General features: G+C 62.5%; 27 protein-coding genes. 15 read left to right on the top strand and 12 right to left on the bottom strand.

Annotated elements, in window-relative coordinates:
• Positions 1–329: 329 nt before the first annotated feature.
• Positions 330–548 (bottom strand): DUF2842 domain-containing protein, encoded by a 219-nt coding sequence (locus BQ8482_RS25425; RefSeq protein WP_123150086.1) that lies wholly within the window; start codon positions 546–548, stop codon positions 330–332.
• A gap of 152 nt (positions 549–700) precedes the next feature.
• Between BQ8482_RS25425 and BQ8482_RS25420 the strand changes: the two genes are divergently transcribed.
• Positions 701–1,792 carry a COX15/CtaA family protein gene (locus tag BQ8482_RS25420; protein ID WP_123150111.1) on the top strand — a complete coding sequence of 364 codons (1,092 nt, stop codon included), beginning with the start codon at positions 701–703 and terminating at the stop codon, positions 1,790–1,792.
• On the opposite strand, the gene BQ8482_RS25415 is transcribed toward BQ8482_RS25420, so the two are convergent.
• The 3 genes from BQ8482_RS25415 to speB are packed head-to-tail and all read right to left on the bottom strand — an operon-like array spanning position 1,782 to position 4,585.
• The gene (locus BQ8482_RS25415) at positions 1,782–2,621 is read right to left on the bottom strand and encodes an aminoglycoside phosphotransferase family protein (protein WP_123150085.1); all 840 of its coding nucleotides are present in this window, start codon (positions 2,619–2,621) and stop codon (positions 1,782–1,784) included. The genes BQ8482_RS25420 and BQ8482_RS25415 overlap by 11 nt on opposite strands.
• Complete coding sequence (gene argC, locus BQ8482_RS25410; protein ID WP_123150084.1) at positions 2,622–3,554, bottom strand: N-acetyl-gamma-glutamyl-phosphate reductase; 933 nt, start codon at positions 3,552–3,554, stop codon at positions 2,622–2,624.
• A 23-nt stretch (positions 3,555–3,577) separates the two neighbouring features.
• Entirely contained in the window at positions 3,578–4,585 is a 1,008-nt protein-coding gene (gene speB / locus BQ8482_RS25405) for an agmatinase (protein WP_123150083.1), read from the bottom strand.
• Positions 4,586–4,767: 182 nt separating this feature from the next.
• On the opposite strand from speB, the gene BQ8482_RS38325 reads away from it, so the two are divergent.
• Both BQ8482_RS38325 and BQ8482_RS25400 read left to right on the top strand, forming a co-directional pair.
• On the top strand, positions 4,768–4,935 hold the full coding sequence (locus BQ8482_RS38325) for a hypothetical protein (RefSeq protein ID WP_165848709.1): 168 nt from the start codon (positions 4,768–4,770) through the stop codon (positions 4,933–4,935).
• 93 nt (positions 4,936–5,028) lie between these two features.
• Positions 5,029–6,087 (top strand): glycerophosphodiester phosphodiesterase family protein, encoded by a 1,059-nt coding sequence (locus tag BQ8482_RS25400; protein WP_123150081.1) that lies wholly within the window; start codon positions 5,029–5,031, stop codon positions 6,085–6,087.
• Between the two features lie 44 nt (positions 6,088–6,131).
• Here BQ8482_RS25400 and BQ8482_RS25395 read toward each other — a convergent pair whose 3' ends face one another.
• Complete coding sequence (locus BQ8482_RS25395; RefSeq protein ID WP_123150079.1) at positions 6,132–7,004, bottom strand: aldo/keto reductase family oxidoreductase; 873 nt, start codon at positions 7,002–7,004, stop codon at positions 6,132–6,134.
• Between the two features lie 94 nt (positions 7,005–7,098).
• Between BQ8482_RS25395 and BQ8482_RS25390 the strand changes: the two genes are divergently transcribed.
• Positions 7,099–8,007 carry a LysR family transcriptional regulator gene (locus tag BQ8482_RS25390; protein ID WP_123150078.1) on the top strand — a complete coding sequence of 303 codons (909 nt, stop codon included), beginning with the start codon at positions 7,099–7,101 and terminating at the stop codon, positions 8,005–8,007.
• A gap of 79 nt (positions 8,008–8,086) precedes the next feature.
• On the opposite strand, the gene rpsI is transcribed toward BQ8482_RS25390, so the two are convergent.
• The 5 genes from rpsI to BQ8482_RS25365 form a co-directional block, all read right to left on the bottom strand.
• Positions 8,087–8,569: a 30S ribosomal protein S9 gene (gene rpsI, locus BQ8482_RS25385; protein WP_023717316.1), complete on the bottom strand. Its 483-nt coding sequence runs from the start codon at positions 8,567–8,569 to the stop codon at positions 8,087–8,089.
• Position 8,570: 1 nt separating this feature from the next.
• The gene (gene rplM / locus BQ8482_RS25380) at positions 8,571–9,035 is read right to left on the bottom strand and encodes a 50S ribosomal protein L13 (RefSeq protein WP_023798353.1); all 465 of its coding nucleotides are present in this window, start codon (positions 9,033–9,035) and stop codon (positions 8,571–8,573) included.
• Positions 9,036–9,315: 280 nt separating this feature from the next.
• Positions 9,316–9,714, bottom strand: coding sequence for a type II toxin-antitoxin system HicB family antitoxin (locus BQ8482_RS25375; RefSeq protein WP_123150077.1), 399 nt, complete (start codon positions 9,712–9,714; stop codon positions 9,316–9,318).
• Entirely contained in the window at positions 9,711–9,926 is a 216-nt protein-coding gene (locus BQ8482_RS25370) for a type II toxin-antitoxin system HicA family toxin (protein WP_123150110.1), read from the bottom strand. The genes BQ8482_RS25375 and BQ8482_RS25370 overlap by 4 nt, the downstream gene beginning before the upstream one ends.
• 50 nt (positions 9,927–9,976) lie before the next feature.
• Positions 9,977–10,432, bottom strand: a complete 456-nt coding sequence (locus BQ8482_RS25365) for a PaaI family thioesterase (RefSeq protein WP_123150076.1) — start codon at positions 10,430–10,432, stop codon at positions 9,977–9,979.
• 178 nt (positions 10,433–10,610) lie between these two features.
• Between BQ8482_RS25365 and BQ8482_RS25360 the strand changes: the two genes are divergently transcribed.
• From BQ8482_RS25360 to BQ8482_RS25335, 6 genes are all read left to right on the top strand, one after another.
• Positions 10,611–11,432: an enoyl-CoA hydratase gene (locus BQ8482_RS25360; RefSeq protein WP_123150074.1), complete on the top strand. Its 822-nt coding sequence runs from the start codon at positions 10,611–10,613 to the stop codon at positions 11,430–11,432.
• A gap of 2 nt (positions 11,433–11,434) precedes the next feature.
• The gene (locus BQ8482_RS25355) at positions 11,435–11,857 is read left to right on the top strand and encodes a VOC family protein (protein ID WP_123150072.1); all 423 of its coding nucleotides are present in this window, start codon (positions 11,435–11,437) and stop codon (positions 11,855–11,857) included.
• Between the two features lie 12 nt (positions 11,858–11,869).
• Positions 11,870–12,646 (top strand): AAA family ATPase, encoded by a 777-nt coding sequence (locus BQ8482_RS25350; RefSeq protein ID WP_123150071.1) that lies wholly within the window; start codon positions 11,870–11,872, stop codon positions 12,644–12,646.
• The gene (locus tag BQ8482_RS25345) at positions 12,643–13,164 is read left to right on the top strand and encodes a CoA-binding protein (protein ID WP_123150070.1); all 522 of its coding nucleotides are present in this window, start codon (positions 12,643–12,645) and stop codon (positions 13,162–13,164) included. Before BQ8482_RS25350 ends, BQ8482_RS25345 begins: the two co-directional genes overlap by 4 nt.
• Positions 13,165–13,311: 147 nt before the next feature.
• Positions 13,312–14,592 carry an O-acetylhomoserine aminocarboxypropyltransferase gene (locus BQ8482_RS25340; RefSeq protein ID WP_123150068.1) on the top strand — a complete coding sequence of 427 codons (1,281 nt, stop codon included), beginning with the start codon at positions 13,312–13,314 and terminating at the stop codon, positions 14,590–14,592.
• A gap of 21 nt (positions 14,593–14,613) precedes the next feature.
• Positions 14,614–14,964: a cupin domain-containing protein gene (locus BQ8482_RS25335; protein WP_123150066.1), complete on the top strand. Its 351-nt coding sequence runs from the start codon at positions 14,614–14,616 to the stop codon at positions 14,962–14,964.
• On the opposite strand, the gene BQ8482_RS25330 is transcribed toward BQ8482_RS25335, so the two are convergent.
• Positions 14,965–16,218 carry a cytochrome P450 gene (locus BQ8482_RS25330; RefSeq protein ID WP_123150065.1) on the bottom strand — a complete coding sequence of 418 codons (1,254 nt, stop codon included), beginning with the start codon at positions 16,216–16,218 and terminating at the stop codon, positions 14,965–14,967.
• 157 nt (positions 16,219–16,375) lie between these two features.
• Between BQ8482_RS25330 and BQ8482_RS25325 the strand changes: the two genes are divergently transcribed.
• The gene (locus BQ8482_RS25325; RefSeq protein ID WP_123150063.1) at positions 16,376–17,479 is read left to right on the top strand and encodes an NAD(P)/FAD-dependent oxidoreductase; all 1,104 of its coding nucleotides are present in this window, start codon (positions 16,376–16,378) and stop codon (positions 17,477–17,479) included.
• A 1-nt stretch (position 17,480) separates the two neighbouring features.
• Here the strand turns inward: BQ8482_RS25325 and BQ8482_RS25320 are convergent, their stop codons facing one another.
• Positions 17,481–18,071: a hypothetical protein gene (locus BQ8482_RS25320; RefSeq protein ID WP_123150062.1), complete on the bottom strand. Its 591-nt coding sequence runs from the start codon at positions 18,069–18,071 to the stop codon at positions 17,481–17,483.
• A 336-nt stretch (positions 18,072–18,407) separates the two neighbouring features.
• On the opposite strand from BQ8482_RS25320, the gene clpP reads away from it, so the two are divergent.
• From clpP to BQ8482_RS25300, 4 genes are all read left to right on the top strand, one after another.
• A complete protein-coding gene (gene clpP / locus BQ8482_RS25315) occupies positions 18,408–19,037 on the top strand; it encodes an ATP-dependent Clp endopeptidase proteolytic subunit ClpP (RefSeq protein ID WP_095485814.1) in 630 nt (209 codons plus the stop codon).
• A gap of 294 nt (positions 19,038–19,331) precedes the next feature.
• Positions 19,332–20,606, top strand: coding sequence for an ATP-dependent Clp protease ATP-binding subunit ClpX (clpX, locus tag BQ8482_RS25310; protein WP_027155315.1), 1,275 nt, complete (start codon positions 19,332–19,334; stop codon positions 20,604–20,606).
• Positions 20,607–20,914: 308 nt separating this feature from the next.
• Complete coding sequence (lon, locus tag BQ8482_RS25305; protein WP_095495865.1) at positions 20,915–23,326, top strand: endopeptidase La; 2,412 nt, start codon at positions 20,915–20,917, stop codon at positions 23,324–23,326.
• Between the two features lie 194 nt (positions 23,327–23,520).
• The gene (locus tag BQ8482_RS25300; RefSeq protein ID WP_023798342.1) at positions 23,521–23,793 is read left to right on the top strand and encodes an HU family DNA-binding protein; all 273 of its coding nucleotides are present in this window, start codon (positions 23,521–23,523) and stop codon (positions 23,791–23,793) included.
• The last annotated feature ends 26 nt before the right edge of the window (positions 23,794–23,819 follow it).

Raw genomic sequence — 23,819 nt, 5'->3', positions numbered from 1 at the left:
AGAACTTGACGCACACAACTGATCTTCGGTTGATAAACGGAGCCTATGCCAGCCCACCTTCTCGTACGTGCGCCCTAGAGGAGGTCTAACGGGACGGCCAATCAGCGACGTTTTATCCAGCCGGCGGCAAGGGTGCTAGAGCAAGGGCATTGGTGAGCGGCCGGGATGCGTCGACTCCCGTCGTTGGATGTTTGTCAACTGAACAGCCGCTTCTGGCGCCGCCTGCGCGTTCCGATCGGCGACACGGAAGGCAGAAAACCACCCTGAGCTGCCCTACGCGTCGGGTAGCAAGCGTCAGGCTTTCACCATCTAGCGGCGGCGAACGAGCCTCAACTCTTCGGGCGCGGGGGCTCCAGGATCAGCCATTTGATGATGCCCATAGCCGGCAGCACCCAGATCATGCCGCTGAGCAGGAAGAACAGGAAATGCGCCCACGGTCCCGATTCCGCCAGTTGGGCAACCGCCACGATCGATGCGACCAGCGCATAGACGATGACCAGCGCCACCAGCAGGATTGTTCCGATCAGCTTTTTCAGGCGAATGGGCATTTCGCGATCCGGTTGATCCCTATCGCTTAGGCCGAACGAAAGAGGCACGCAACCCGCAAGAAGCGGCGCGACGGCGTGCCGCGCTGTCCGGTCTTGCCAGCGGGATTGCGATGGTCCACCAATCCGCGACTGCAACCTGCCGGGACAAGCCTATGGCTGCCATATCAGCTGCCGCGCCTTTCGTGGCCCGCGACCGCGACCTGCGCAACCGGGCGCTGGTGCGCGGCTGGCTCTACGTCGTGCTCCTCGTGCTGTCTGTGCTGGTGCTGGTCGGCGGCGTCACCAGGCTCACCGAATCCGGGCTTTCGATCACCGAATGGAAGCCGATCCACGGTATCATCCCGCCGCTCAACGACGCCGAATGGCAGGAGGAATTCCAGCGCTACCAGCAGATCCCGCAATATGCCGAGCTCAACAAGGGCATGAGCCTCGAAGCGTTCAAGTCGATCTTCTGGTGGGAATGGTTGCATAGGATCCTGGCGCGCGGTGTCGGCGTGGTTTTCGCCGTGCCGCTGGTGTTTTTCTGGGCGACGCGCCGCATCGAACGCGGTCTTGGGCCGAAACTGTTAGGCATTCTTCTTCTCGGCGGCCTGCAGGGCGCGATCGGCTGGTGGATGGTGGCGTCCGGACTGGTCGACCGGGTCTCCGTCAGCCAGTACCGGCTGGCGACGCATTTGACGCTGGCGGCGCTGATCTTCACCGCGACCATGGTGGTCGCGCGTGGATTGGCCCCGCACTCCGAGCCCGCCGCCGACCGTTCGACGCAGCGTCTGGCCGGCTTCCTGGTGTTGCTGGCGCTGATCCAGATCTATCTCGGCGGGCTGGTCGCCGGGCTCGATGCCGGCCTGAGCTACAACACCTGGCCGCTGATGGACGGCAAGCTCATCCCCGGGGATCTGTTGATCCTCGAGCCGGCATGGCGCAACTTCTTCGAGAGCCCGAAGACGGTTCAGTTCATCCACCGGCTCGGCGCCTACGCGATCTTCGTCGCAGCACTTTGGCACATGATCGCGACGCATCGCCGCCAGCCCGGCACGACGCATGCGCGCCGCGCGACGCTGCTGTTTCTGCTGGTGCTGGTGCAGGCCCTGATCGGCATCGGCACGCTGCTGATGCAGGTGCCGCTGCACATGGCGCTGACGCATCAGGCTGTCGCGCTTGTCCTGCTGGGTTTTGCCGCAGCGCATTGGCGCGGCACCAAGGGCGCTTATCCCATGCCCAACCAGATCGCCGTCAGAGGCTAAGCCGCACCGTCCTGGTCGCCGTGGCAATGGACAATTCGCGGCTTTCCTCGATCGCATTGCCGTCTTCATGATGCCATGACGCCGACAGGCAGCCATAGGCGATGGCGTGATCAAGGATGGCTGGCGGCGTCTGGCCGAGCGTATTGGCGAAGATCTCGGCCATGTCGGCAATCCGCCGGGGATCACGGCAAAGATCGTCGCGCTCAAGCGGGTTGTAGAACATGTTCGCCGCATCGAAGCCGGGATCGCCGAGAACGCCCTTCGGATCGATCGCCAGCCAGCCGCGCGGTCCCAGCATGATGTTGTCGTGATGCAGGTCGCCATGCAGCGGCAGCACGTCGACAGGATCGGCCAACAGCCGTTCCGCGGTCGCAGCCGCTTCGACGTAAAGGCTCTTTTCGCCGGCGTCGTGATCGATCTTCGCCTTGTTGAATAGGCTGGAAAACCGTACCCGCAGCGGCTGCAGATCCGGTGGGGCAGGGTGGTCAGATGGCGAGAACAGTCTTGCCATCAACTCGGCCGCGATTGCTGTGGCGGCATTGTCTCCCTGCTCCGCGAGAACCTGTGACAGCAAGGTTTCGCCGGCATATTCGAGCAGCATGCAGTGACCGTCGCGGCCGAGCAGCCGCACCGCACCTTCGCCGCGCCGCCAGGCGAGGAAATGCTCGCCGCGCAACTCGTCCTCGACGTCGTCGAAAGGTTTGAGGGCCATGATGATCGCCGGCGAGCCATCCGCGCGAAAAACCTTCCAGATGCGGCTGCTGAAGGTTTCGGCGATCAGTTCTGGCGCGTTGACCTTCCAGCGTTCTGGAAATGCCGGAGCGTCCATTCAGTGCTCGAGGCCGAGCATCAGATCCATGTTCTGCACGGCAGCACCCGAGGCGCCCTTGCCGAGGTTGTCGTAGACGGCGAGCAGCAGCGCCTGGGCCCTGTCGTCGTTGGCGAAGACATAGAGCTTCATCCGGTTGGTGCCGTTGTAGATTTCGGGATCGATCTCCGGTACGCGCTCAAGATGCACATAGGGCGCCACCTCGACCACGCCGCCATCGATAGCGGCGAAATGGTCGGCAATCGCCGCATGAAGCTCGGCGCCGGTCGGCACATAGTCGAGGCCGCCGAGCTGCAGCGGCACCACCGTAATCATGCCTTGCGCGAAATTGCCGACCGCCGGCTGCATAATCGGATCATGCGACAGCTTCGCATAGGTCCTGAGCTCCGGCACATGCTTGTGCTGCAGGGTCAGCCCGTAGGGGAGGAATTCCGACGCATCCTCGCCCTTGGCGACATAGTCCTCGATCATCGGCCGTCCGCCGCCCGAATAGCCCGTAATGCCGTTGACGGTGACCGGAAAATCCGGCGGCAACAGCCCGGCCGCCACCAGCGGCCTGAGCGTCGCGATCGGGCCTTGCGGCCAGCAGCCCGGATTGGCGACGCGCTTCGCCTTGGCGATTGTTTTCGCCTGATCCTTGTCCATTTCGGCGAAACCATATTCCCAACCCTCGGCCACGCGATGCGCGGTCGAGGCGTCGATGACCTTGGTTGTGTCGTTGGTGATCAGCGAAACGCTTTCTTTCGCGGCTGCGTCCGGCAGGCAGAGGATCGCGACATCAGCGGCGTTGAGAAACTCGGCTCTAGCTGCCGGTTCCTTGCGGCGCTCGGTCGGAATGGAGATGATCTCCAGGTCGCCGCGCTCGGCCAGCAGCGCCCTGATCTGGAGACCGGTGGTGCCGTGCTCGCCGTCGATGAAGATTTTCGGTTTCATTGCCTGCCTTTGACTCCTGATAGTTATATGCCGCTTGCCTGATTCAATGCGGCGACGACGTTATTGCCGCTGTTCAGCTCTTCGAGTCGGGCCTTTCGTTCCGCCAGGAGCCCGAGATAGTGCATGGCCACCGTCGACCCGGCAATTGCCGTTATATCGGCGTGATCATAGGCCGGCGCAACCTCCACGACATCGGCGCCGACGATATCGACCTGATTGATCTGGCGCAGCACCGACAGGATTTTTGCCGAGGACGGCCCACCGGCGACCGGTGTGCCGGTGCCGGGCGCGAAGGCCGGGTCCAGGCAATCGATATCGAAGGTGACGTAGGCTTTCTTGCCGCCAGTGCGATCGACGATGGCATAGGCGATATCGGACGCGCGCATTTCCTCGACTTCGTGGCCGTACAGGATCTTGATGCCGAAAGTGTCGGGCGCATGGGTGCGGATGCCGATCTGAATCGAACGGTCGGGGTCGATAATGCCCTCCTTGACCGCACGGCCGACGAAGGAGCCGTGATCGATGCGCTTGCCATCGTCCGGCCAGGTGTCCTGGTGGGCGTCGAATTGCACCAGAGCCAGCGGGCCGTGGATGGCGGCATGCGCCTTGAGAAGCGGCCAGGTGACGAAGTGGTCGCCGCCGAGCGATAGCAGGAAGGCGCCGGATTTCAGAATCTTTGCCGCCTCGCGCTCGATCGTCCCAGGCGTCTTCTGGTGATTGCCACTGTCGAGCAGGCAATCGCCATAGTCGACCACGGCGAGATGTTCGAACAGATCGCGCGAGAACGGATATTGCGGATCGTTGTCGAGGATGGTCGAGGCGCGGCGAATCGCCTGCGGCCCGAAACGCGCGCCCGGCCGGTTGGTGACAGCGGCGTCGAAGGGGATGCCCCACACCACCGCGTCCGCGCCCTTCACGTCCTTCGTGTATTTGCGTCGCATGAACGACAGCGCGCCGGCATAGGTCGGCTCGAAGGAGGCGCCCGTCCCGGCCCGGGCGGTGAAGGCGTGGTCGATGTTGCTGTTCGGCATGAAGCGATCTCCTGTGCGTCGAGGCGCAACCTTATTGGATATAATTCTCGGAAATGCGACCCCTTCCGAGGCCATGGCCATTCGAGCTCGGTCACAAATTTTTGCTTGCCAGGTGAGCCCGCATGGCAAACCCGGAAATTGCGTAGGTAGGTAAGCATGAATGCAACCGAAAGTAGAAAGCCATGCCCTCATCGGATGGCATCGGCCGGGAGCGGAACAGATATGGGCGCGCGCCACTCGGCCAAACCGACCGCTACGGCGGCGGCATCGATCTCGTCGACCTGATTGCTGGCGACCTGCTGATTGCCGTCGGTTCGAGGTTGCAGAACGGTCGCTTCAGCCGGCATTGACCTGACTTTTCGGCATTTGCGAAGCCGGCTTCGTTCACTAGGCTGTCACGTGCGTCGCTTAACCGGGGTTCCATCCGGTACGGAGCGATTCTCATGCGAACGACCTGGCTGAACCTTCTGCTTACCGCCGCCCTGGTGCTGTTCACAGGCTCGGCATCGGCAGGCGAAACACGCGCCAGACAGATTCTCGACCGTTTCGAACACGCCAACCAGTGGCGCGACCATGTCATGGTGGCGGCACATCGCGCCGGCAGTATGCAGGCCCGCAAGACGCTCTATGCGGAGAACTCGATCGCCGCCGTCGAGGCATCGATCGCGCTTGGTGCCGAAATCGTCGAGGTCGACGTCAGGCGCTCCAAGGACGGCGAGTTCGTCGTCATGCACGACAGCTGGCTCGACCGCACGACGAACTGCAAGGGCGAGGTGGTCAAGCGCACGCTGGCCGAACTCAAGACCTGCAGACTGGTGATCGAGGGCACTGGCGCCGTCACCGATGAGCCGGTTTCGACGCTGCGCGAGATGCTGGTGGCGACCAAGGACAGGATCCTCATTAACATCGACAACAAGCTCGACGTCGACAGCCTGGCCGGCATGATCGCGGTTGCGCGCGACCTGGGCATGGCCGAGCAGGTGATCGTCAAGGAAAACCTGTGGAACCCGGCCAGGATCACCACTGTCAAGGCCGCCATAGGCGCGATCGGCAGCGGTTTCCAGTTCATGCCGATCATCGCCGACGATGCGGTTCGCGACGCCGGTTTCGCCGAGAAAGTCAGCGGGGCCTTTTCGCCGCGCGCGGTCGAGATGATCAACTGGCGGGCCGGCGCGGAGGCGTTGACCGACACCGGCGGTCCGCTGTTCAGCCCCCGCATGCGCGCGGCGGCGATAAGGGGCGACTGGCACATCTGGGCCAATACCTACGCCATCGTCAACAAGCCGGGCGGCTTTCTCGCCGGCGGGCGCGGCGACGAACTGGCGGTGCTCGCCAGTCTGCCGCGCGAGACGTACGGCTTCTGGGCCGAGCGCGGCGCCACCATCATCCAGACCGACGAGCCGAAAGCGGCGATCGACTGGCTGGCGGCGAACGGCTATCGCGTACCTTATTCTGATGAGGTGCGGCCGGCGGAGCCGGCGAACACCGCAAGCATCAACTAAACCTGGAGCGGAGCGGGCAAGGGTGCCGCTTCGCCAGCTCGCCGTCAGGCGGCCATCGCTACGCCGTCCAGCTCCTTGACGGCATCCTTGGGCAGATCGAGTTCGGCTGCGGCAAGATTCTCCCTGAGATGCTCGACCGATGAGGTGCCGGGGATGAGCAGGATATTGGGCGCGCGTCGGAGCAGCCAGGCGAGCGCGACCTGCATCGGCGTGGCGCCCAGGCGCTGAGCGACGCCGGATAGGGAAGACGACTGCAGCGGGTTGAAGCCGCCGAGCGGAAAGAACGGCACATAGGCGATACCGTCACAGGCGAGTTTGTCGATCGAGGCATCGTCGCCCCTGTGCGCCAGATTGTACTGGTTCTGCACGCAGACGATCCTGGCGATCCGTCGCGCCTCTTCGATCTGCGCTGACGTGACATTGCTTAGCCCGATGTGACTCACCAAACCCTGCCGCTGCAACTCGGCCAGCACAGTGAACGGCGCCTCGATCGACCCTTCGGAAGGGCCATGCGCGTCGAACATGATCCTGAGATTGACCACGTCCAGCACGTCGAGCCCGAGATTGCGCAGATTGTCGTGCACCGCCTGGGTCAGCTCTTCGGCCGAGAAAGCCGGCAGCCACGAGCCATCCGCGCCGCGACGGGCGCCGATCTTGGTGACGATCGTCAGATTGTCGGAATAGGGCGCGAGCGCCTCGCGGATCAGCAGATTGGTGACGTGCGGGCCGTAGAAGTCGCTGGTGTCGATGTGGTTCGCCCCAAGCGCAACGGCTTCGCGCAGCACGGCCAATGCCGCGCCATGGTCCTTGGGTGGACCAAAGACGCCGGGTCCTGCGAGCTGCATGGCGCCGTAGCCGAGTCGCCTCACGGTGCGGTCGCCGAGAGTGAACGTGCCGGAAAGGTCAATGCTGGACATAGTCTATCTCCGTGCAAGATGACGCTGAGATAGGCGCTGTCCGATCTCACGATAATTGGGTACATTCCGCACGGGCTGTACGGAATATCGAACAATGAAGATCGACCTCGGAGACCTGAACGCCTTCGTGGCCGTAGCGCGGGCCAAGGGTTTTCGCGATGGCGCCCGGGCGAGCGGCGGCAGTGCGTCGGGCTTGAGCGAGGCGGTGCGCCGCCTCGAGACGCAGCTCGGTGTCAGGCTGCTCAACAGGACGACCCGCAGCGTCGTCCTGACCGAAGCGGGTGCGAGCTTGCTGGCCCGGCTCGGCCCAGCCTTGACCGAGGTCGAGTCAGCACTTGACGTGGTGAACGGCTTCCGCGACCGGCCGGCAGGTACGTTGCGCCTTAATGTGCCGGTCAGCGCGGCGCGACTGGTGCTGCCCAGCATCGTCCCGGGGTTTCTCGCTGCCTATCCCGGCATCCGGCTGGAGGTGACCGCCGAGGAGAGCTTTGTCGACGTACTGGCGGCAGGCTGCGATGCCGGGATCCGTTACGACGAGCGGCTGGAACAGGACATGATCGCGGTGCCGATCGGACCGCGCCTTCAGCGCTTTGCCACCGCCGCCAGCCCTGCCTACCTTGATCGCCATGGCCGGCCGCAACACCCGCGCGACCTGCTCGGCCACGCCTGCCTGCGCGGCCGCTTCGCCAGCGGGGCGATGCCGCCGTGGGAATTCGAGCGTGCCGGCGAGATGGTGCGGGTCGACCCGACGGGGCCGCTTCTCGTGACCCTGGGCGGAGCGGCCGATCTCGCCGTCGATGCAGCCATCGCCGGCGCCGGCATTGTCAGCCTGTTCGAGGATTGGCTTCGCCCCTACTTTGAGAGCGGTATGCTCGAACCCGTCCTCGAACCTTGGTGGCAGAGCTTCCCCGGGCCGTTCCTCTATTATCCCGGCCGGCGTCTCGTGCCGGCCCCGTTGCGGGCGTCTATCGACTTCATCAAAGTACCGGCCGATCGTTCCTAAATTTGGACCATGTTAGTAATCACCAAAAGAAAAGGCCGCCCGGAGGCGGCCTTTTTGAACGTCTGAAGCTGCGCAGTGCTTAGCGCTTCGAGAACTGGAACGAGCGGCGGGCCTTCGCCTTGCCGTACTTCTTGCGCTCGACGACGCGGCTGTCGCGGGTCAGGAAGCCGCCCTTTTTGAGCACGGCGCGCAGCGCGGGCTCGTAATAGGTCAGCGCCTTGGAGATGCCGTGACGCACGGCACCGGCCTGGCCGGAAAGGCCGCCGCCGATGACCGTGGCGACGATGTCGTACTGGCCGGCGCGGTTGGCGGCGATGATCGGCTGGTTGAGGATCATCTGCAGGACCGGGCGTGCGAAATATTCGGCGAACACCTTGTCGTTGACGACGATCTTACCGGAGCCGGGCTTCACCCAGACACGCGCGATGGCGTTCTTGCGCTTGCCGGTGGCATAGGCGCGGCCCGACTTGTCGAGCTTCTGGACATGGACGGGTGCCGCCGGCTGCGTGTTGGTGTTGCCGGTGGCAGTTCCGAGTTCTGCGAGCGAGGAAAGCTCAGCCATTTTACGAAACCTTCTTGTTCTTGGCGTTCAGCTTGGCCACGTCGAGCGTGACGGGCTGCTGGGCGACATGCGGATGTTCCGTGCCTGCATAGACGCGGAGATTCTTCATCTGGCGACGGCCGAGCGGGCCACGCGGGATCATGCGTTCGACGGCCTTCTCGACGACACGCTCGGGGAAACGGCCCTCGAGCAGCTGGCGCGCGGTGCGCTCCTTGATGCCGCCGGGGTGACCGGTGTGCCAGTAATAGACCTTGTCGGTGAATTTCTTGCCGGTGAACACCACCTTGTCGGCGTTGATGACGATGACGTTGTCGCCGTCGTCGACATGCGGGGTGAAGGTGGGCTTGTGCTTGCCGCGAAGATGATTGGCGATGACAGTGGCGAGACGGCCGACGACGAGACCCTCGGCGTCGATCAGCACCCACTTCTTCACCACATCCGCAGGCTTCTGCGAAAAGGTTGCCATGGATTGTTGCTTTCGGTTCGGACCTTCCCCATCGACGAACGACAAGGAAAAGCGTTTCTTGTTGCTTGGATTGACGCCGAGCGCTCGCCCGCCGCCAATAACAAAACGGCGGCCTTTGGCGGGCCGCTGTTCCGTGAGGGCTTATAGGCGAGGGGGAGATAGCACGTCAAGGCGAATTAAAAGACGCGTAGCTCAGAAAATGAGGCAAAAACAAAGGATTGAATAATAGGTACTATTTTACCACACTGATCTAGTGTTAATTGCGGTGCAGAATCTGGCCTTAGTGCTTTGCCTCGATTTCCTTGCGGGCCGCGCTGGAGAGGAACGCAGATCGCGTTATGCCGCGTTCGCGCGCTGCGATGTCGATCGCCCGCAAAACGCCGCGCTCGAAAGTCACGTTTGCCCTGACGACGGCGCTGTCATTGTCGATGAGCGGCACCGAGACCAGATAGGCTCCTTCGGCGAGCGCGTTGCGTATGTCGGGAAGCGCGACAATCGCTTCATGGTTGGACGGCTCTGGAACGGGCATATCCTCTGCCCACAATTGCAAGGCTTCAACGGCATTGGGCACGATGTCTTCCGCCGCGTCCGCAGCCGAAAAGCAGCCGGGAATGTCCGGAAAGCGGATGCCGAATGCGCTGTCGGGATCTTTGTCGACCAATGCGAAATAGTTCTTCATTTGCAATCTCCAGGACGCTTCAGCTCGTCCTTATCCAGCCTGGCCTGCTTGGCGATCGCGCGAGCGGTACCGGTTGGCAGATTCTTCTCGGGATGCGGAACGATCAACACAATCTCGCCCTTTCGGAATTTGTGATGCGAGCCGCGTACGGAAATCAGTTCGAAACCATCGTCTTTGAGACGCTTCACGATCTTGCGGCTGTCACGTTCCAGCAAAGGTCACCTATGCGCACATATATACACATCAACCGGAAATTCAATTGTCAAGATGGCGACCGCTTCGGCGGGATCGAATAGGTTCCCGTCGCGTGCGCTACCGTATGTCCCTGCGGTCCGGCGACGATCTCGATTTCGAACACCATCAGGCTCTTGCCCAGCTTCAGGATCCGGCAATGGCCGTCGATCGGTCCGGCCTCGGCTTTGCGGACGAAATTGATGTTGAGATTGGTGGTCACCGAAAGCGCATCCGGCCCGGCATGCGAAAGCACGCAGACATAGCCGCCAATGTCGGCCAGCGTGAACAGCGACGGGCCCGACACGGTTCCGCCGGGGCGCAAATGCCGCTCGTCGGCATTCAGGCGCACCGTGCAGCCGCCCGGAAACACGTCGATCGCCTCGTAGAAGGTGAACTGGTCGTTGAGCTGCGGATAGACGGTCTCCATCAGTGCATTGACTTGCGCGGCAGTCAGCATCGGCTTGAGATTGTTTTGGGCGGGCATAGGCGGTTTCCTATATACGGCGCCGTAGGGCCGGCGGTCTCAAGGCGAGGGCGCTCGGCTGAGGCCGCGCAGCCGAGAAAACACGTCTCAAGGCTGTTCTTCAATCGGCAGCGTGCTAGTTCTTTTGTTCCATGGCCCGCGAATCCGATGCCCGCTGGCCGATGAAGAGGTTGGAGACATGGCTGAAATCGTCGCCATCAAGCCGGCTGTTGCCGAAGGTCCGGTAGTCGCGAGGCTGGACAAGGGCGTGCTCCGCCTCACGCTCGCCAATCCGCCGGCCAATGCCCTGTCGCTGGCGGTGATGGCGGCGCTGGCGGCGGAGCTCGACCGCGCGAAATCAGACAGATCCGTCCGCGTCATCATCCTGGCGGCGGCCGGAAAGGTGTTCTGCGCCGGACACGACCTCAAGGAAATGACCGCGCGCCGCGCCGACGCCGATCGCGGCAAGGCATTCTTCGAGGAGACGTTTTCCGCTTGCGCGGCACTGATGCAGGCGATCGTGCGCCATCCCAGGCCGGTGATCGCCGAGGTCGATGGTCTGGCGACGGCGGCCGGGGCGCAACTGGTCGCGAGCTGCGATCTGGCGATCGCCTCGCATAAGGCGACCTTCTGCACGCCGGGCGTCAATATCGGGCTGTTCTGCTCGACCCCGATGGTGGCGCTGTCGCGCAACGTCTCGCGCAAGCAGGCGATGGAGATGCTTTTGACCGGCGAGACGATCGATGCGGCGACGGCCAAGGAATTCGGCCTGGTCAATCGCGTCGTGCCGGGCGAATATCTCAATCAGATTGTCACCAAATACGCGCAAACCATTGCTGCAAAATCGGCCTTGGTCGTGAAGACCGGCAAGGAGGCCTTCTACGCGCAGGCCGAGATGGGGCTGGCCGAGGCCTATGCCTACACTGGCCGCGTCATGGTCGACAACATGCTGGCGCGCGACGCGGAAGAGGGCATCGGCGCCTTCATCGGCAAGCGCAAGCCGGAATGGACGGACGACTAGATATGGAACCCCGCATCTCCATCATTACCATCGCCATCGACGATCTCGAGCGCGCCACACGCTTCTACGAGGCGATGGGCCTGACCCGCCATGCCGGCATCACCGACGGCGTCTCCTTCTTTCAGATGGGCGGCGTCATTCTCGGCCTGTTCCCGCGCGAAAGCGCCGAAGCGGATTCAGGCATCACCTTCGGCCCGGCGCCGTCGGCGATCTACCTCGCCTACAACACCCGCTCGGACACTGAAGTCGATCACGTGCTTGCGATGGCCGAGAAGGCCGGCGGTCGTATCGTCAAGCCGGCCGGCCGCGCCTTCTGGGGCGGCTGGTACGGTTATTTCGCCGACACGGAAGGGCACGTCTGGGAAGTGGCGCACAATCCGGCTTTTCCGATCGCGGAAGACGGCAGCATCTCGCTGCCGGGCTGATACCACTGCCAGATGGCATATCGCAAGCAACTGACGCGACTGAAGGCTCCCTATCTCAAGCGCATCCTGATCGAGCCGGCGCGGGTCGAAGATTGGGAAAAATATCCCTGGAACCTGCCGATCTTCCGCGGCCACGACTTCGAACTCGAATTCACCACGCCGATCACCATCATCGTCGGCGAGAACGGCACCGGCAAATCGACGCTGCTCGAGGCGATCGGCGCGCTGGCCGGATACGATGAGGCCGGTGGCGGCAAGGGCTACATGCCCATCGACCACTCCCGCGCCATCGACAAGAGCGGCGCGGCACTGGCGGAAACGCTGCGTGGCCATTGGCTGCCGAAGGTCACCGCCGGCTGGTTCTTCCGCGCCGAATCTTTTTACTCCGTGGCCCGCTATCTCGATCAGGCCGCCATCGACGCCCATGCGGCGCCGCCCGACTTCCTGTCCTGGTCGCATGGCGAAGGTTTCATCCGGTTCTTCGAGGAGCGCTGCCGCCGGCAAGGTATCTACATCCTAGACGAGCCGGAAAGCGCCTTGTCGCCGACGCGCCAGATCGAGCTTCTCAAAATGCTGCGGCGGATGGATCTATCAGGCACGGCGCAAGTGATCATGGCGACGCATTCGCCGCTGCTGATGGCCTGTCCCGGCGCGCGGCTGTTCCGCATCAGCCGGTTCGGCCTCGACCCGACCGATTTCCATGATACCGATCATTTTCGCATGATGCGCAGTTTCTGCAACGACCCGGATGGTTTTCTCGCCGAAGCTCTGTATGAGGACGAGGCATGAACCACGACGCCTACGACAATGCCTATATCGCCGGCATTCTCAATTCGGTGAAGACCATCGCCATGGTCGGCGCGTCCGCCAACGATGTGCGGCCGAGCTACTTCGTGCTGAAATACCTGCTGGGCAAGGGGTTTTCGGTATTCCCGATCAACCCCGGCCAGGCCGGCAAGGAAATCCTTGGCCGGATGACCTATGCCACGCTCGCCGATGTTCCCGAGCCGATCGACATGGTCGACGTGTTTCGCGGCTCCGCGGCCGTGCCGGGCGTCGTCGACGAGGTCTTGCGGCTCGACCCGTTGCCGAAAGTCATCTGGATGCAGCTTGGCGTGCGCCACGACGAGGCGGCCGCGCGCGCCGAGGCCGCCGGCATCAAGGTCGTGATGAACCGCTGCCCCAAGATCGAATATGGCAAGCTGTCGGGCGAAATCGGCTGGACCGGCGTCAACTCAGGCGTGTTGTCGTCGAAGAAGCCGCTGATGCGGCCGGGATTCCAGAGTTTTGGCGTCCGCCAGAAGTAGGCCAAAGAGATATTCCGCCAATCGGAACATTTTCTCGCGCCTCGATCACAGAACGTGCATCGAAGGGCATTTTCTTCTTTGCATTCGCGACCGGGCTTGGCCAAGAATGCCCGGCGTTTTTCAGACGGTTCAAAAGGGAGGTATTCGATGACCCGCACGCCCGGTTTCAACACGCTCGCCGTCCATGCGGGTGCCAAGCCCGATCCGGCGACCGGCGCGCGTGCCACGCCAATCTACCAGACGACCTCCTTTGTCTTCGATGACGCCGATCATGCCGCCTCGCTGTTCGGGCTAAAGGCCTTCGGCAACATCTATACCCGGATCATGAACCCGACGCAGGCGGTGCTGGAAGAGCGCATCGCGGCGCTCGAAGGCGGCACGGCGGGGCTGGCGGTGGCGTCGGGCCATGCCGCGCAGGTGCTCGTCTTCCACAATCTGATGCAGCCCGGCGACAATTTCGTCGCCGCGACAAGGCTTTACGGTGGCTCGATCAACCAGTTCGGCCACGCCTTCAAGAATTTCGGCTGGCAGGTGCGCTGGGCCGACACCAACGACATCTCGACCTTCGAAAGCCAGATCGATGAAAAGACCAAGGCGATCTTCATTGAGAGCCTGGCCAATCCGGGCGGTGTCTTCGTCGACATCGAGAAGATCGGCGACATCGCCCGTAAACACAGCCTGCCGCTGATCGTCGACAACACGCTGGCCTCGCCCTATCTGGTGCGCCCGATCGAGCATGGCGCCGACATTGTCGTGCATTCGCTGACCAAGTTCATCGGCGGCCACGGCAATTCTATCGGCGGCGCCATTGTCGACGGCGGCACCTTCGACTGGTCGAAATCCGGCAGATATCCGATGCTGTCGGAGCCGCGCCCCGAATATGGCGGCCTCGTCCTGCACGAGACCTTCGGCAATTTCGCTTTCGCCATTGCCGCGCGAGTGCTTGGCCTGCGCGACATGGGCCCGGCGATCTCGCCCTTCAACGCATTCCTGATCCTGACCGGGCTGGAAACCCTGCCGCTCAGGATGCAGCGCCATTGCGACAATGCGGTCACTGTCGCCGGTTGGCTGTCCAACCACCCAAAGATCGCCTGGGTGTCCTATCCCAGCCTGCCCAGCGACAGCAACAACGCGCTGCAGAAAAAATATTCGCCGCTTGGCGCCGGTGCGGTGTTCACCTTCGGCCTGAAGGGCGGCTATGCGGCCGGCATCAAATTCGTCGAGGCGCTCGAACTGTTCTCGCACCTTGCCAATGTCGGCGACACCAAGTCGCTGGTCATTCACCCGGCATCGACAACGCATCGGCAACTGTCGGACGAGCAGAAGGTCGCCGCCGGCGCTGGGCCGGATACGGTCAGGCTCTCGGTCGGCATCGAGGATGTCAACGACATCGTCGCCGATCTGGAACAGGCCCTCACCAAGGTTTGATCCCCGTTGGAAGGAGTTTCCATGACTGCGCCGAAATTTCTCTCCGTCGATATTGAAAGCGTCGAGCCGGAACCTGGCGCGCCGGCGCCGGATCGGCTGATTTCAGGCGATCCAAAGTTTCGCACCTGGAATGTCGAGGAGCAGGACGGCGGGCTCTATGCCGGCGTCTGGGAGGCGACGCCGGGCAAATGGCGCATCGAGTATGACGAGTGGGAGTTCTGCCACATTCTGTCGGGCGTCTCGGTGATATCAGAGGACGCTGGCGAGGCGCGCACCGTCAGGGCCGGCGACAGTTTCGTGCTCAGGCCGGGGTTTAAGGGCAGCTGGGAAGTGCTTGAAACGACTCGCAAGGAGTATGTGATCAGGCTTTGATCATTGTCCGGTGTGCACGACGAGCGTTTCCAGCCCGTGGAAATGATAGCTGTCGCGAAAGCGCGGCTGTTCGGCAAGATGGAGCCGCGGTAGCCGCTCGAACAGGGTCTTCAGCGACACCTCCAATTCGAGCCGGGCGAGCGGCGCGCCGATGCAGAAATGAATGCCGGCGCCGAACGAGACGTTCTTCTGGTCCGCACGATCCGGCCGGAAGGCGAAGGGTTCGGCAAACGCCGCCGGGTCGTGGTTGGCCATGCCGAGCAGCAGGCCGATCGTCTCGCCCGGCCGCACGATGACACCGGGACCGACCTCGATCTCTTCATAGGCATAACGCGTAAACATGTGCAGCGGCGCGTCGAAGCGCAGGCATTCCTCGACGGTCGCAGCGGTCGCTTCAGCGGAAACGAAGAAGCGGCGTGGGTCGCCGCCTTGCGCGAGGATCGAGCGCACCGCATTGCCGGTCTGGTGGACGGTCGCCTCGTGGCCGGCATTGAGCAGCAGGATGGCCGAGGACACCAGTTCGTCCTCCGAGAGTTTTTGGTTGTCCTCCTGCGCCGCGATCAGCAGCGACAATAGATCGTCGCCGGGGTTTTTGCGCCGCTCGGCAACATAGCCGCGCAGGAAATCCGAAAAATCCCGCGCCGCGCGATTGGCCGTCTCTTCCGTTTCGCGTGTGCGGCCATGCATGTACATGGCGACCATCCGATGCGACCAGTCGAGCAGTTGCGGCCCCATCTCGACCGGCACGCCGAGCATTTCGGCAATGATGGTGATCGGCAAAGGCGACGCGAAAGCCGGCAGCAGGTCGACCTGATCCGGTTCGAAACGGTCGATCAGCTCGTTGGCGAGCGCCTCGACGCGCGGCCTGAGCCGCTCGACCTGACGCGAGACGAAGGCGCGGTTGACCAGCGTTCTGAGCCTGGTGTGAACGGGCGGTTCCAGCTCCAGCATCGAATTGGCCTCGATACCGTCGAAGGCGTTGAGATGCGTGCGATCCCGGCCGATGCCGCTTCTGTCCGGGATGCCGGCCGGGTTCTGGCGGCCGAAGCGGCGGTCGCGCAGCAGCCGGCTGACGTCGTCGAAGCCGCCGAAGCACCAGAAGCCGAACTCTTCCCAGAAGAAGGCGTTCGATGCGCCGTGCATAAAGGCATAGGCCTCATAGGGGTTCTGGTAGAAAGCCGGCTCGTGCGGGTCCAGTCGCACATGGCGGGTCGAGGAATCGAAGGCAAGATAGGTCAGCATCAATTTGGTCATGCCAGACAATTAACGCGGCTTGCCAGCTTGATGCCAGACCGTATGTTGGCGCCCGGCAATCTGATGCGTGTCGCCCAAAAGTGTGAATCGGTTTTGGACAACGGCATGCACAAAAAAGCGTTGAGCCAGCCGAAGCGGCTGCGGAAAGACTGACTTGATGAATGTGATCGTGGTTGGTGCAGGCATTGCGGGGCTTTCGACGGCCTGGTCGCTGGCTAAGGCCGGGCACCGGGTCACGATCGTCGAGCAGGGGTCGATTCCGAATCCGCTTGCCGCCTCAGGCGACCATCACCGCATCATCCGTCGCGCCTATGGTGCAGCGGCGGGCTATGGCCGGCTGATCACCGAGGCCTATGAGGCCTGGGACGAGATGTGGGCCGATCTCGGCGAAAACCATCTCGACCGGCGCGGCTTCATCTGCATTTCGCGGGAGCCAGGAGACGAAGCCGAGGAATACCGCGAAGGCATGGAAGCCGGGAACTACCCGTTCGAACTGGTCGAGCCGGACGCCGCGGCTAGACGCTGGCGGTTCCTGGAGCCCGGCTCTTTCCGCTACGCGTATTTTTCACCGGATGGCGGTGCGCTGCATTGCCGCAGGATCGCCGCCGGTCTCGCCAAATGGCTGCGGGCTAACGGCGCCAATGTCTACGAGAACAGCAAGGTGACGGAAGTCGACGCCGAGGCCGGCCGCATCGTGCTTGAAAGCGGCGAGACGATGCAGGCCGACCGCATCGTCGTCGCCGCCGGCGCCTGGGTGCTAAAACTGTTTCCGGAACTGGGCGGCGAACTGAAGACCTGGCGCACCGCGCTTGCCTATGTCGATCCGCCGGCGGATCTGAAAGCTGCATGGCAGGCAGCCCCGGTCATCCTCGATGTCGGCGGCGCTGTCGACGGCTACGTGATCCCGCCGTCCGGCGGCGCCGGCATGAAATTCGGCTCAGGGCTGCACAGGGTGCCGACCAGCGACGCCGACTGGAACCGCCAGCCGGTGGCGGGTGAGGGCGAGGCGATCCGCGACCTGTTTTCGCCACCGATCGCCCGCATCGAAGAGTATGGGGTGACCGAGGTCGTCACCTGCGCCTATACCTTCACCGCCGACGAAAAATTCCTGGCGCATGAGAAGGGGAAATGCCTTGTTGTCTCGGCCTGCTCCGGCCACGGCTACAAGTTCGGTGCAGCTGTCGGCAGGCGTGTCGCGGCGACTGTCGGCAATGGCGACGTCGCCGGCTTGAAGGCGTGGCTGCGGGCCGAAGCGGTCTGACCTAATACTGGCAGTGCCTTGGAACATGCACGCGCCGCCAGCCGGATGAGCCTTCCCTGACCACCACGCGTCGCGCCACTGTCTGGTAGGAGGCGGGAACCTCGATGATGCGTCGCTGCTCCGGCTGCACCAAGACCTCTTCGGCCACGCTCTCATACTCAGCGGGGATGACGACGCGCCGTCGGCGCTCCGGCTGCACCACCACGGTCTCGGCCACGCGTTCATAGCGCGCCTTGTACCTGATCTTGCACAGCACCCTGCGGCCATGGATGACGCGCCATTCCCAGGAGTAGCCGCCGTCATCGACCTTCACCGTGCGGTGGATGGTGCGGGTGACGGCAGGCAGGATCTCGTAGCTGACACGCTGGGGTGCGATCTGCACCACCCGCTCGCGCGTCCCGTAGATCGCGGGCACATACTCCACCTGCTGGCCGGCCGGGCTGACGAGCACGTTTTCGTAGACCGTTTCGTAGACGGACGGCCTGTTGACCTGCTCGTAGCATTCGACGGCGCGTCCGCCGGCGGCCGTTTCGGATACCATGCCGAGAACAGCAAGGCTGGCGATGGCCGAGGAAGCAGTTTTCCTGATCATGGCACTCCCCCTGTTTGAACCTTCAGCGCAAGTTCAACGTTGAATTGTAGGGGAGGCCGTATCGCCGGAAAGCAGTTTCGAGATATTTCGTTGAGCACGCGGTTAAGAAACTGCTACGCAGCCGTGCTGCTTCAACAGCAGCAGATGGCTGCCGAAATAGCCTCGGGCGAATCCTGTGCAGAAACCTTGATTCGACTTAACCGGATGGCTAGGAGAGGCGGCCTTGCGCTAGGGTGAGCCGACATCCTATTTACAGGACAACGATCCAGAACCGATTCTGCCCGATGTGCTAATATCCCCCGGCGCCGGAATCCCACCTTTGAAAAGGGATAGTCCATGAAGAACCCCGTCGAAACCTACATGAACCTCGTTCCGATGGTGGTCGAACAGACCAATCGCGGCGAGCGGGCCTACGACATTTTCTCGCGGCTGCTGAAAGAGCGCATCATTTTCATCACCGGCCCGGTCGAGGACGGCATGGCGACGCTGGTCTGCGCGCAGCTCCTGTTCCTCGAGGCGGAGAATCCGAAGAAGGAAATCAACCTCTACATCAATTCGCCAGGCGGCGTCGTCACCTCGGGCATGGCGATCTACGACACTATGCAGTTCATCAAGCCGGCGGTGGCGACGCTGTGCATCGGCCAGGCGGCCTCGATGGGCTCGCTGCTCTTGACCGCAGGCGAGAAGGGCATGCGCTTCGCCACGCCGAATGCCCGCATCATGGTCCACCAGCCTTCCGGTGGCTTCCAGGGCCAGGCTTCCGACATCGAACGCCACGCCCAGGACATCATCAAGCTGAAGCGCCGTCTCAACGAGGTTTATGTCAAGCACACCGGCAAGAGCTACGACGAGATCGAGAAGACGCTCGACCGCGACCACTTCATGACCGCTGACGAGGCGAAGGATTTCGGTCTCATCGACAAGGTCATTTCGTCGCGCGAGCCGGCTGAGGTTGCCGCCGCATAAGCCCGGTGGCAGTTGGATGGCGGGAAAACACGCTTTTGATGCCGCTTGCGGCATTTCGGCCACAATTGGCTGTTCCCTCGACGGGAGCAATTGCCTACGTTAAGCCTATGTTGATTTTCGACGGCTTAGCTTTGTGCGGGGTTGGTGCGAATCATTGCGACGTTTTCTGATATGTGTTTCGTATGGAACGCGTTGCGGGAGCCGGAATACTGGCGGCGGCGATTTCCCGCGATAGATTGAGTTATGCGCCCTTTCAACCAGACCATCGGCGGGCGGCTATGAAAGGACATGAAAATGAGCAAGGTCGGCAACAGCGGCGGTGATTCCAAGAACACGCTTTATTGCTCGTTTTGCGGCAAAAGCCAGCACGAAGTCCGCAAGCTGATCGCCGGCCCGACGGTGTTCATCTGCGACGAATGCGTCGAGCTCTGCATGGACATCATCCGCGAGGAGAACAAGACCTCGATGGTGAAGTCGCGCGAGGGCGTGCCGACCCCGCAGGAGATCCTCAAGGTTCTCGACGACTACGTCATCGGCCAGCCCTACGCCAAGCGCGTGCTGTCGGTGGCCGTCCACAACCATTACAAGCGCCTCGCGCATGCCGGCAAGAACAACGACGTCGAGCTGGCGAAGTCCAACATTTTGCTGATCGGCCCGACCGGTTGCGGCAAGACGCTGCTTGCGCAGACGCTGGCCCGCATCATCGACGTGCCGTTCACCATGGCCGATGCGACGACGCTGACCGAGGCCGGCTATGTCGGCGAGGATGTCGAGAACATCATCCTGAAGCTGTTGCAGTCGGCCGACTACAATGTCGAGCGCGCCCAGCGCGGCATCGTCTACATCGATGAGATCGACAAGATCTCGCGCAAGTCGGACAATCCTTCGATCACTCGCGACGTGTCGGGCGAAGGCGTCCAGCAGGCGCTGTTGAAGATCATGGAAGGCACGGTCGCCTCCGTGCCGCCGCAGGGCGGCAGGAAGCATCCGCAGCAGGAATTCCTGCAGGTCGACACCGCCAACATCCTGTTCATCTGCGGCGGCGCCTTCGCCGGCCTCGACAAGATCATCTCGGATCGCGGCCGCAAGACCTCGATCGGCTTCGGCGCCACCGTCGCTTCGCCCGAGGATCGCCGCACCGGCGATGTTTTCCGCCTGGTCGAGCCCGAGGATCTGCTGAAGTTCGGCCTCATTCCCGAGTTCGTCGGCCGTCTGCCGGTCCTGGCGACGCTGGAGGACCTCGACGAGCCGGCGCTGATCCAGATCCTGACCGAGCCGAAGAACGCGCTGGTCAAGCAGTATCAGCGGCTGTTCGAGATGGAGAATGTCGACCTGACCTTCCACGAGAATGCGCTGTCGGCGATCGCCAAGCGCGCCATCGAGCGCAAGACCGGCGCGCGCGGCCTGCGCTCGATCATGGAAGCGATCCTGCTCGACACGATGTTCGAGCTGCCGGCGCTGGAAGGCGTGCGCGAAGTGGTTATTTCGGAAGAGGTGGTGTCCGGCAACGCCAGACCGCTCTACATCTATTCCGAGCAGAAGGAAAAGAAGGGCAACGTCAGCGCCTGACGTGAGCCTCTGCAGTGGAAATTCTTCAAACGGCGCCGCGAGGCGCCGTTTTGTTTTGCGGACGGGCCGACTTATGATGAACGGATTGTGACAGATTGGATGAACGGATTGTGACAGATTGGATGAACGGTTTCGTGTTGACCCTTGATCTTTGCCCCCCGTGCCTCCAACTAACTGAGGAAGGCCGGGGTGCCGAATTCTGTGCTGTAAAACTCCCGTCACAAACGGTGGTAGGCGGAACGATCCTCGGTCGTTAATATGAGATTCGCGGTTGGCCGATTGGCGGTCGCGACATGAAAGGTTGGACAATGGCCAAAATATCCAAGGCTCCCAGCGACGGCGTCTTCGCAGTCCTCCCACTGCGCGACATCGTGGTGTTCCCGCACATGATCGTTCCGCTCTTTGTCGGGCGTGAAAAGTCGATCAAGGCGCTGGAGGAGGTGATGGGTCAGGAAAAGCAGATCCTGCTTGCGACCCAGATGAATGCCGCCGATGACGATCCCGAGTCCGATGCGATCTTCGACATCGGCACGCTCGCCAATGTGCTGCAATTGCTGAAGCTGCCGGACGGCACCGTGAAGGTGCTGGTCGAAGGCGCCTCGCGCGCGAAAATCGTTTCGTTCACCGACCGTCCCGACTTCCACGAGGCCCGCGCCGCGGCGCTGGTCGAACCGGATGAGGAAGAAGTCGAGGTCGAGGCGCTGGCCCGTTCCGTCGTCACCGACTTCGAGAACTACGTCAAGCTGAACAAGAAGATCTCGCCCGAAGTGGTGGGTGCCGCCAGCCAGATCGACGACTATTCCAAGCTCGCCGACACGGTTGCCTCGCATCTTGCCATCAAGATCCCCGAGAAGCAGGAGATGCTGGCCACGCTTTCGGTCAAGGAGCGGCTGGAAAAGGCGATGGGCTTCATGGAAGCCGAAATCTCCGTCCTGCAGGTGGAAAAGCGCATCCGTTCGCGCGTCAAGCGCCAGATGGAGAAGACGCAGCGCGAATACTACCTCAACGAGCAGATGAAGGCGATCCAGAAGGAGCTCGGCGAAGGCGAGGACGGCCGCGACGAGGCCGCCGAGATCGAGGCGCGCATCAAGAAGACCAAGCTCTCCAAGGAGGCCCGCGAAAAGGCGGAAGCCGAGCTGAAGAAGCTGCGGACGATGTCGCCGATGTCGGCTGAATCGACCGTCGTGCGCAACTATCTCGACTGGATCCTGTCGATACCGTGGGGCAAGAACTCCAAGGTCAAGCAGGATCTGGCCTTCGCGCAGAACGTGCTCGACACCGACCATTTCGGCCTCGACAAGGTCAAGGACCGCATCGTCGAATATCTCGCCGTGCAGAGCCGCCAGAAGAAGCTGAAGGGGCCGATCCTGTGCCTCGTCGGACCTCCCGGCGTCGGCAAGACCTCGCTCGGCAAGTCGATCGCCAAGGCGACCGGCCGCGAGTTTATCCGCATGGCGCTGGGCGGCGTGCGCGACGAGGCCGAAATCCGCGGTCACCGGCGCACCTATATCGGCTCGATGCCGGGCAAGGTCATCCAGTCGATGAAGAAGGCGAAGAAGTCCAACCCGCTCTTCCTGCTCGACGAGATCGACAAGATGGGCCAGGATTTCCGCGGCGATCCGTCGTCGGCCTTGCTCGAGGTGCTCGATCCCGAGCAGAACTCGACGTTCATGGACCACTACCTCGAAGTCGAATACGACCTGTCGAGCGTGATGTTCGTGACGACGGCGAACACGCTGAACATCCCTGCGCCCTTGATGGACCGCATGGAGATCATCCGTATCGCCGGCTACACCGAGGACGAGAAGATCGAGATCGCCAAGCGCCACCTGATGCCCAAGGTGATCCGCGATCATGCGCTGCAGCCGAAGGAGTTCTCCGTCGGCGAGGACGCAATCCGCGGCATCATCCAGACCTACACCCGTGAAGCGGGCGTCAGGAGCCTGGAGCGCGAGCTGATGAAGCTCGGCCGCAAGGCGGTGACCGAGATCCTGAAGACGAAGAAGAAGACGGTCGACATCACGGCGGACAATCTCGCCGATTACCTCGGTGTTCCGCGCTTCCGCTTCGGTCAGGTCGAGGCCGACGATCAGGTCGGCGTGGTCACCGGGCTCGCCTGGACGGAAGTCGGCGGCGAGCTGCTGACGATCGAAGGCGTCATGATGCCCGGTAAGGGCCGCATGACGGTGACCGGCAATCTGCGCGACGTGATGAAGGAATCGATCTCGGCTGCGGCCTCCTACGTCCGCTCGCGGGCTATCGATTTCGGCGTCGAGCCGCCGCTGTTCGACAAGCGCGACATCCACGTTCACGTGCCCGAGGGCGCAACGCCCAAGGATGGACCGTCGGCGGGTGTGGCGATGGCGACGGCGATCGTCTCGGTGCTGACCGGCATTCCGGTCAGGGCCGATGTGGCGATGACCGGCGAGATCACGCTGCGCGGCAGGGTGCTGCCGATCGGCGGGCTCAAGGAGAAGCTGCTTGCAGCGCTTCGCGGCGGCATCAAGAAGGTGCTGATCCCGGAAGACAATGCCAAGGACCTGGCGGAGATTCCGGACAACGTGAAGAACGGTATGGAGATCGTTCCGGTCGGGCGGGTCGGTGAAGTCTTGCGCCATGCGCTGGTGCGTATGCCGGAGCCGATCGACTGGGTTGAACCGGTCAATGCGCCGGCTGCGGTGGATGCCGGAGACGACGCCGGCAAGTCGCTGGCTCATTAGTTCTTTCTAAAGTTGCAATGCACAAGAGAGAGCCGGGCCGAGCGCCCGGCTTTTTCATGTGAAAAACCCCGGAATTCCGCGGTTTTTTCGACTCTTTTGACGCTTTTCGACTTGGTTGCGGAAGCGCTTCTTTCTAAAGTCCGTTTCCTGCCGGATGAGTCGTACGTTCCGGTTTCTCATGGAAGGGAATTTTTATGAACAAGAACGAACTGGTGTCCGCTGTCGCCGATGCCGCGAGTATTTCGAAGGGTGACGCGCAGTCGGCGGTTGATGCGGTGTTCTCCGTCATCACCGGCGAACTGAAGAAGGGCGGCGATGTCCGGCTTGTCGGCTTCGGAAATTTCACAGTGTCAAAACGCGCTGCCTCGACCGGCCGCAATCCGCAGACCGGCGCGGAAGTGCAGATTCCGGCGCGCACCGTGCCGAAGTTTTCGGCCGGCAAGGGCCTCAAGGACGCAGTCAACTAAGCGGCCTTCTTACCCTTTTCAGAGAT

It is taken from the genome of Mesorhizobium delmotii, assembly GCF_900149755.1.
Classification (GTDB): Bacteria; Pseudomonadota; Alphaproteobacteria; order Rhizobiales; family Rhizobiaceae; genus Mesorhizobium; species Mesorhizobium delmotii.
Note: the sequence above shows the minus strand (reverse complement) of the source record. Positions and strands in the feature narration are given on the sequence as shown.

What these genes read in the sequence shown, in the direction of transcription:
- BQ8482_RS25330 (WP_123150065.1), bottom strand. Translation starts at nt 16,218, where the DNA reads ATGACCAAATTGATGCTGACCTATCTTGCCTTCGATTCCTCGACCCGC.
- BQ8482_RS25375 (WP_123150077.1), bottom strand. Translation starts at nt 9,714, where the DNA reads ATGAAGAACTATTTCGCATTGGTCGACAAAGATCCCGACAGCGCATTC.
- BQ8482_RS25355 (WP_123150072.1), top strand. Translation starts at nt 11,435, where the DNA reads ATGGAACCCCGCATCTCCATCATTACCATCGCCATCGACGATCTCGAG.
- BQ8482_RS25350 (WP_123150071.1), top strand. Translation starts at nt 11,870, where the DNA reads ATGGCATATCGCAAGCAACTGACGCGACTGAAGGCTCCCTATCTCAAG.
- BQ8482_RS25325 (WP_123150063.1), top strand. Translation starts at nt 16,376, where the DNA reads ATGAATGTGATCGTGGTTGGTGCAGGCATTGCGGGGCTTTCGACGGCC.
- BQ8482_RS25320 (WP_123150062.1), bottom strand. Translation starts at nt 18,071, where the DNA reads ATGATCAGGAAAACTGCTTCCTCGGCCATCGCCAGCCTTGCTGTTCTC.
- clpX (WP_027155315.1), top strand. Translation starts at nt 19,332, where the DNA reads ATGAGCAAGGTCGGCAACAGCGGCGGTGATTCCAAGAACACGCTTTAT.
- BQ8482_RS25425 (WP_123150086.1), bottom strand. Translation starts at nt 548, where the DNA reads ATGCCCATTCGCCTGAAAAAGCTGATCGGAACAATCCTGCTGGTGGCG.
- BQ8482_RS25390 (WP_123150078.1), top strand. Translation starts at nt 7,099, where the DNA reads ATGAAGATCGACCTCGGAGACCTGAACGCCTTCGTGGCCGTAGCGCGG.
- BQ8482_RS25420 (WP_123150111.1), top strand. Translation starts at nt 701, where the DNA reads ATGGCTGCCATATCAGCTGCCGCGCCTTTCGTGGCCCGCGACCGCGAC.
- lon (WP_095495865.1), top strand. Translation starts at nt 20,915, where the DNA reads ATGGCCAAAATATCCAAGGCTCCCAGCGACGGCGTCTTCGCAGTCCTC.
- BQ8482_RS25400 (WP_123150081.1), top strand. Translation starts at nt 5,029, where the DNA reads ATGCGAACGACCTGGCTGAACCTTCTGCTTACCGCCGCCCTGGTGCTG.
- argC (WP_123150084.1), bottom strand. Translation starts at nt 3,554, where the DNA reads ATGAAACCGAAAATCTTCATCGACGGCGAGCACGGCACCACCGGTCTC.
- rpsI (WP_023717316.1), bottom strand. Translation starts at nt 8,569, where the DNA reads ATGGCTGAGCTTTCCTCGCTCGCAGAACTCGGAACTGCCACCGGCAAC.
- BQ8482_RS25395 (WP_123150079.1), bottom strand. Translation starts at nt 7,004, where the DNA reads ATGTCCAGCATTGACCTTTCCGGCACGTTCACTCTCGGCGACCGCACC.
- BQ8482_RS38325 (WP_165848709.1), top strand. Translation starts at nt 4,768, where the DNA reads ATGCCCTCATCGGATGGCATCGGCCGGGAGCGGAACAGATATGGGCGC.
- clpP (WP_095485814.1), top strand. Translation starts at nt 18,408, where the DNA reads ATGAAGAACCCCGTCGAAACCTACATGAACCTCGTTCCGATGGTGGTC.
- BQ8482_RS25335 (WP_123150066.1), top strand. Translation starts at nt 14,614, where the DNA reads ATGACTGCGCCGAAATTTCTCTCCGTCGATATTGAAAGCGTCGAGCCG.
- BQ8482_RS25365 (WP_123150076.1), bottom strand. Translation starts at nt 10,432, where the DNA reads ATGCCCGCCCAAAACAATCTCAAGCCGATGCTGACTGCCGCGCAAGTC.
- BQ8482_RS25300 (WP_023798342.1), top strand. Translation starts at nt 23,521, where the DNA reads ATGAACAAGAACGAACTGGTGTCCGCTGTCGCCGATGCCGCGAGTATT.
- rplM (WP_023798353.1), bottom strand. Translation starts at nt 9,035, where the DNA reads ATGGCAACCTTTTCGCAGAAGCCTGCGGATGTGGTGAAGAAGTGGGTG.
- BQ8482_RS25345 (WP_123150070.1), top strand. Translation starts at nt 12,643, where the DNA reads ATGAACCACGACGCCTACGACAATGCCTATATCGCCGGCATTCTCAAT.
- BQ8482_RS25360 (WP_123150074.1), top strand. Translation starts at nt 10,611, where the DNA reads ATGGCTGAAATCGTCGCCATCAAGCCGGCTGTTGCCGAAGGTCCGGTA.
- speB (WP_123150083.1), bottom strand. Translation starts at nt 4,585, where the DNA reads ATGCCGAACAGCAACATCGACCACGCCTTCACCGCCCGGGCCGGGACG.
- BQ8482_RS25415 (WP_123150085.1), bottom strand. Translation starts at nt 2,621, where the DNA reads ATGGACGCTCCGGCATTTCCAGAACGCTGGAAGGTCAACGCGCCAGAA.
- BQ8482_RS25340 (WP_123150068.1), top strand. Translation starts at nt 13,312, where the DNA reads ATGACCCGCACGCCCGGTTTCAACACGCTCGCCGTCCATGCGGGTGCC.